This window comes from Gallicola sp. Sow4_E12, assembly GCF_052116305.1.
Classification (GTDB): Bacteria; Bacillota; Clostridia; order Tissierellales; family Peptoniphilaceae; genus JBQKLI01.
The window spans coordinates 58,704-64,955 of record NZ_JBQKLI010000014.1 but is presented as its reverse complement, the minus strand read 5'-3'; the positions used below and the strand labels follow the sequence as shown (position 1 = coordinate 64,955).

Sequence of the window (6,252 nt, the reverse complement as noted above, 5' to 3'; positions counted from 1 at the left end):
TGCAAGAAAATGATGAGTTTAGATCTTACTATCAAATTCCTGCAAATGAACCTCTAGAATTAGTTGAAATATTGTAAAAGAAATCCGTCAACTACCTTGACACCCATCGCTCCCCTCTGTCACACTCCACACTTCTTCTAGATTAGTCATTTGAGTCTGTTTCATAATCGGTGGAGTCGATGGAGTCGATATTTCCTAACTCAAAAAGTTGGGAAAAGAAGTTGGGAATAGAGCTGATCTTTCGAAGATCTACTTTATAGTGGTTTTTGTGGAAGAAGATATTGTCTCTTATGTCGTAGGAGTAGCGTTTATTGATAATAATAGCTTTTTTTAAAGTCATATAGGCTTCTACTTCTTCTATTAAATGATCTTGATCCTTGTAATAAATTGTGAAAGAATAGATCAAAGGATAGTTTACAATCCTTTTCATCAAGAGAAGAGAAAGGAATATAATCACAGAAGCGATAGAGCCCATAAAATAGTAGCCCATACCCATGGCTATTCCTATGGCGGCAGTCGTCCAAATAGATGCAGCACTGGTTAAGCCTTTGATTTTGTTTTTCGTTAAAATAATGGTACCGGCTCCCAAGAAACCAATACCGTTTACGATTTGAGCTGTCATTCTTGTCATATCCGTAGATAAGACTTTTGCGGCTTCAGGATCTCTGGCTAAAAGAATACTCTGATAGGTAGCGTTTACTTGGATTAAAGATAATAGACAGGCTCCCATGCACACCAGTATATGAGTCCGCAGTCCTGCAGGATGGCCTTTCATTTCTCTTTCATATCCGATGAGAGCGCCGACTGCTATAGAGGCGATGATTCGAACCACAATTTCTTCTCGGCTTAAACTATACAAAATCTCACTCTCCTTTATTGATATTTAACAAATTATTTCCCTAATTTTAACATTATGCTACTTTGAAGTCAAAAGAATACTATTTTAAAGACAATTTACAGGAGGAATTATGATATTATCTAATAGAAGCAGTCAATTTACAGATTCTGTGATTCGGAGGATGACTCGAATTTCCGACAGCGCTGGTGCTATAAACTTGGCACAGGGGTTTCCGGATTTTGATCCCCCGAAAGAAATGCTCCAGCGGCTTTCGGAAGTGGCAATGGAAGGTCCCCATCAATACAGTGTTACGTGGGGAGCGGCGAATTTTAGAGAAGCCCTGGCAAAAAAACAATCCCATTTTATGAATATGGAGATCGATCCGGAGAAAGAAATCGTTGTTACCTGCGGAAGTACAGAAGCGATGATGGCATCGATGCTTGCCGTAACAAATCCAGGAGATAAAGTGGTGGTCTTCTCGCCATTTTACGAGAATTATTCGGCTGACGCTATACTCGCTGGCGCAGAACCGATTTATGTGTCTTTGAAGGAGCCGGAGTTTTCCTTTGATCCCAATGAGCTGGAAGAAGCCTTTGCATTAAAACCCAAAGCTCTTATACTCTGCAATCCTTCCAATCCTTCTGGTAAAGTGTTCACAAAAGAAGAGCTGCAAACAATAGCGGATTTAGCCGTAAAATACGACGTTTTTGTCATTACCGATGAAGTTTATGAACACATACTCTATGCGCCTCATAAACACGTATATATTGCCTCTATGCCTGGTATGAGAGAAAGGACGATCTCCTGCGGATCTCTTTCAAAAACATATTCGATTACAGGATGGAGGCTTGGATATGTAATTGCGGCTCCTTATATTATCGAGAAGATACGAAATGTCCATGATTTCCTTACGGTAGGCGCTCCAGCACCCCTTCAGGAAGCGGCGGTGGCGGGTTTGGAGTTCGGCTGGGATTATTATGAAAAACTCGCCGAAGATTATCGGAGAAAGAAAGATCTGCTTCTTCAAGGTCTTTCAAGTTTAAAGATTTCTCATACGGATCCTCAAGGAGCTTACTATGTTCTGTTGGATATTTCATCATTCGGATACGAAAGCGATTATGAATTCTGTAAAGATCTGACGACAAAAATCGGTGTTGCAGCGGTGCCGGGTTCTAGTTTTTTCAGAGAAAATATTCAAAAATATGCGAGAATCCACTTTGCAAAGAAGAACAGCACCTTAATTAGGGTATTAGAAAGATTAGAAGGAATCAATCGGTTAAAGAAATGATTTAAAAGGGAGGACAAACATCATGGATTATAAATATATAGAAGAGACGAGAAGAATAGTGGCCTTGGATGGCGAAAAGGAAGCTGGTGTAATCACTTACAGCGATACGGGAAATGGTGTATGGATTTTTGATCATACTTATGTAGAACCGGAGTATCGGGGAGGGCCTATTGCCGGAACTCTTCTGGATCGTTTAGTAGAGATTGCGAGGAAAAATAAGGTTAAGATCATCCCTCAGTGTTCTTATGTGAGAAGAAAGTTCGATAAAATTCCAGAATATCAAGAATTAGAGTATAAAGCTTAAAAAAGGGGGAACCCTCCCCCGGGGATAGGATAAATCAAGGAGGGGAGATAATGAAGAGAATTATCGTAGAAGGTATACCAAAGGATGTAGATGAAAACTGTACAGCAGAAGATGTGCTGAAACTTTTAGAGACAGAAATAGATCTGCCGGTAGCTGCAGTTATCGACGGAAAAGAAGTAAGCTTAAATGAAAAAATCGGAGAGGGAAAAAATATTTCCTTTTTAGAACGGCTTCATCTCCCGGGTTATTGGGTTTATCTGCGTTCATTATCCTTCTTGTTTATTATTGCAGTGAAGGAGATTTACCCAGATGCAAAAGTGAAAATTATTCACTCGATGAATAATGAGATTTTTGGAAGAATTCTTTACAATGGAGAGATTGATTACAAAAGAATCGAAAAGAAAATGTGGGATATTGTTCAGGCGGATGAGTATATCGAAAAGGTGCGGGTCCCAAAAAAATTGGCTCAAAAAATATTCGACCGTCAGAATATGGAAGATAAAAATAAACTATTAAGTCATGCAGTAGACTATGAAATTATAAGCCTGTATTACAGCTGCGGCATTTATGATTATTTTTATGGTCCTATGATCCCGAGTTTCGGATATATCGATAAATTTAAACTAGAATCGTTTGAAGACGGATTTCTACTGCTGCTGCCTCGTGTGTATAATCCAGAAGAAGAGCCGACACATTGGGATATTCCAAAACTTCGCCAAGTCTATAACGAGATGGAAATTTGGGCAGGGATACTAGGAATAGACAGTATAGGGGAATTGAATAAAAGGGTAGAATTGGGGAAACTTCAAGAAATCGTATTAATATCAGAAGGGCTTCAGGAAAAGAAAATTTCCGATATCGCCGATGAAATCAAGGATCATATCGATCGGACAAAGCTGATATTAATCGCTGGCCCCAGCTCCTCTGGAAAGACTACTTTCTCTAATCGTTTAGCGATTCAGCTTAGAGTTTTGGGGCTTTTGCCAAAGGCCATTGCAATGGATAATTATTTTAAAAGCCGAGAGAGTCTTTCCAAAGAGGGAGACGAGGTTATGGAATCTGTAGAAGCTGTAGATGTAGAGGCTTTGCAGAAGGACCTTTTAACACTTCTTGCCGGAGGAGAAATAAACTTAAGGGTGTTTGATTTTATCGAAGGAAAACAGAAAACTACAGAAGAACGATATTCATTGAAGGAAAACTCCATTATTATACTAGAAGGGATTCACGGGTTAAATGAAGTTACAACCAGTATGATCCCGAAAGATCAAAAATACAAAATCTATGTAAGCGCCCTGACTCCTTTAAATCTGGATGATCATAATAGTATCTATGTGTCGGATTTAAGACTTATGAGACGTATTGTAAGAGATCACAATACGAGGGGGCATGATGCGATAGCAACTTTAAAACAGTGGAATCATGTGCGCAGAGGAGAAGAAAAGAATGTATTTCCCTATCAGGAAGAAGCAGATGTGATGTTCAATTCTTCGCTGATCTATGAAATGATCATTTTAAAAGATCATCTTCTGCCTTTATTAGAGGAAATTCCTGTAAATCATGACACCTATTTAGATGCTCAGCGGCTGATAAGATTGTTAGGTTTTTTCGAAGCGAAACAGACAGATGTTATTCCGAAGAACTCTATTTTAAGAGAATTTATCGGGGGAAGCTGTTTTGATGTGTAAAAGATATAAGGAAGTGGAAAATTGAAAAATAAAAAAATTGGCGGGTTGATTCTATTTTCGAAAGGAATGCTTGATAATAATATGAAAATAGGATCTATCACCGTTTTGGAAAGAATTATATTAACCTATCAGCAGGTAGGATTGGATCCCATTGTTGTTGTAAGCGATATAGATCTTTATTATATGGTCAGCAATTTAAAGAAATACCCGATTATATATCTGCAGAAGGAAAAGAAAAAAGGAACCATCGATTTGTTAAAAGCCGGGGTGAAGTATTTAAGTACGAAATGCCATGCTCTTTTATATACGCCGGCTGTAACACCGATGTTTACAGCAAATACTCTGACAAAGCTGATCGAAGAGAAAGGAAATCTTGTGACACCTTCTTATAAATTTAAAAGCGGACATCCTCTTTTAATCAGAGAAGCGTTGTATCAGCCTATTTTGAAAAGCTCTTTATCTTTGAAAGATACGATAAGAAGCTTTTCTGAAGAGCGGGTATTTGTAAATATCGAAGACAGCGGAGTTTTGTCTACGGTAGATAAGAAAGGCGAGATTGATGATATTTTAAAAGACCATACAAATCAGCTCTTAAGCGAATATGTTGAGGTACGCCTTGAGAGGGAAAAGAAGTTTTTTGATGAGAGAGCGAAACTTCTTCTTGTGCTTTTAAAAGAAATGAAAACCATGGGTAAAACCTGCCAGCATATGGCGCTTTCCAAGAGGAAGGCATGGGATATAATCAATGAAATGGAGAGGGAACTGGGTTTTAAAGTAGTCGACAGAAGACATGGGGGAAGAGACGGAGGCAGTACCGAGCTTACAGAAAAAGGCGAAGAATTTTTATATCGGTATTTAGAATTAGAAAATGAGATAAAAAAATATGCCCATAAGCGGTTTCAAGAACTTTTCGGCGATTATATAGAGGAGAGAGAATAAAAGATGAGTATAGAACAGCAGTATGCTTTATTAATCGACTCGGAAAATATTTCCAGCCGATATATCAAAACAATTTTTGATGAACTGACAAATTACGGTATTGTTACCTACCGAAGAATCTATGGAGATTGGACAAGCTCTTTAAACCAGTCCTGGAAGGAAGTACTTCTGGATCATTCGATCAATCCCATTCAGCAGTATACTTACACCAGCGGAAAGAACGCATCGGATTCTGCGATGATTATCGATGCGATGGATATTTTATATACGGGCGGAGTAGACGGCTTTTGCCTTGTCTCCTCGGACAGCGACTTTACAAGACTGGCTTCCCGTCTAAGGGAATCCGGTAAAAATGTAATCGGAATGGGAGAGAGCAAAACGCCAAATGCCTTTATATCCGCATGTCATTCTTTTAAATATCTAGATATTTTATATCAAGACGAAATTAAAGAGCAGCAGGAAAATGGAATAAAAAAAGAGTTTCTTAAAGAATATAAGAAAACTCATAAAAGAAAATCGAATTATCCAGAACCCCAAACAAAGCTTGCAACAATCCGAAAGGCCTTAAAAGCAATCATTCAGGAAGGTTCTGGAGAAGAAGGATGGATTCTTTCTGCAGATGTGGGAAATCAGCTGGCGAAGAGATTTCCGGATTTTGATGTTCGCAACTACGGCTATAAGAAGCTGACGCTTTTTATAGAGTCTTTGGGAGATTTCGAGCTGGATAGAATCCATGATCCGGCATCGAAAACCCAACAGGTTTTTATCCGTGTTAAAAACGGACACTAAGGCTATGGCATAGGAGCATCTGTGTGAGACCATTCAAAATAAATGCGGCCATCTTTTGCACCTTCTCCTAAGATTTGAAGATAAAGGGATCCTTCTCGGAATTTTTCCAGAGACAGGGTTCCTTTTTCGTGGGGAAGTTCAGTGATTTCGCTATCCTGCTTCACCTGCACAATCATCTTTCCTCCGCCTGATGCTATATCATAATGAAGAAAGGGGTATTCTTTTGGATTGACAATAAAACCTTCCGTTAAGTTTCCGTCCAGAGCTGAAAAGGATACCATCCACTTTGCAGGCTCGATATTGCTTTCTAAGTCTTTTGCGGTGTATCTCATAGTTCGTTCTTCGCATCCTGCAAGAAGGAGGAGCATTAAACAAAAGAATAAGATTTTTTTCATAAGAATTCTCCATA

7 protein-coding genes are annotated in these 6,252 nt (G+C 38.8%); 5 read left to right on the top strand and 2 right to left on the bottom strand.

Annotation, left to right across the window (positions count from 1 at the left end; genetic code table 11):
* Positions 1–142 precede the first annotated feature (142 nt).
* Complete coding sequence (locus ACTQ46_RS08450) at positions 143–859, bottom strand: MgtC/SapB family protein (RefSeq protein WP_441748950.1); 717 nt, start codon at positions 857–859, stop codon at positions 143–145.
* Positions 860–968: 109 nt separating this feature from the next.
* Here ACTQ46_RS08450 and ACTQ46_RS08445 point away from each other — a divergent pair, with 109 nt between their 5' ends.
* Genes ACTQ46_RS08445 through ACTQ46_RS08425 form a run of 5 tightly spaced genes read left to right on the top strand, consistent with a single transcriptional unit; the run spans position 969 to position 5,843 of the window.
* Positions 969–2,126, top strand: a complete 1,158-nt coding sequence (locus ACTQ46_RS08445) for a pyridoxal phosphate-dependent aminotransferase (protein WP_441748948.1) — start codon at positions 969–971, stop codon at positions 2,124–2,126.
* 22 nt (positions 2,127–2,148) lie between these two features.
* Positions 2,149–2,430, top strand: a complete 282-nt coding sequence (locus ACTQ46_RS08440; protein WP_441748946.1) for a GNAT family N-acetyltransferase — start codon at positions 2,149–2,151, stop codon at positions 2,428–2,430.
* Positions 2,431–2,480: 50 nt separating this feature from the next.
* Positions 2,481–4,115: a nucleoside kinase gene (locus ACTQ46_RS08435; RefSeq protein ID WP_441748944.1), complete on the top strand. Its 1,635-nt coding sequence runs from the start codon at positions 2,481–2,483 to the stop codon at positions 4,113–4,115.
* A gap of 21 nt (positions 4,116–4,136) precedes the next feature.
* On the top strand, positions 4,137–5,054 hold the full coding sequence (locus ACTQ46_RS08430) for an NTP transferase domain-containing protein (protein ID WP_441748942.1): 918 nt from the start codon (positions 4,137–4,139) through the stop codon (positions 5,052–5,054).
* A gap of 3 nt (positions 5,055–5,057) precedes the next feature.
* Positions 5,058–5,843 (top strand): NYN domain-containing protein, encoded by a 786-nt coding sequence (locus tag ACTQ46_RS08425; RefSeq protein WP_441748941.1) that lies wholly within the window; start codon positions 5,058–5,060, stop codon positions 5,841–5,843.
* Positions 5,844–5,845: 2 nt separating this feature from the next.
* On the opposite strand, the gene ACTQ46_RS08420 is transcribed toward ACTQ46_RS08425, so the two are convergent.
* On the bottom strand, positions 5,846–6,238 hold the full coding sequence (locus ACTQ46_RS08420; protein WP_441748939.1) for a hypothetical protein: 393 nt from the start codon (positions 6,236–6,238) through the stop codon (positions 5,846–5,848).
* Between the last annotated feature and the right edge of the window lie 14 nt (positions 6,239–6,252).

Coding starts and splice junctions, on each gene's coding strand:
- ACTQ46_RS08445 (WP_441748948.1), top strand. CDS start 969: ATGATATTATCTAATAGAAGCAGTCAATTTACAGATTCTGTGATTCGG.
- ACTQ46_RS08440 (WP_441748946.1), top strand. CDS start 2,149: ATGGATTATAAATATATAGAAGAGACGAGAAGAATAGTGGCCTTGGAT.
- ACTQ46_RS08435 (WP_441748944.1), top strand. CDS start 2,481: ATGAAGAGAATTATCGTAGAAGGTATACCAAAGGATGTAGATGAAAAC.
- ACTQ46_RS08425 (WP_441748941.1), top strand. CDS start 5,058: ATGAGTATAGAACAGCAGTATGCTTTATTAATCGACTCGGAAAATATT.
- ACTQ46_RS08420 (WP_441748939.1), bottom strand. CDS start 6,238: ATGAAAAAAATCTTATTCTTTTGTTTAATGCTCCTCCTTCTTGCAGGA.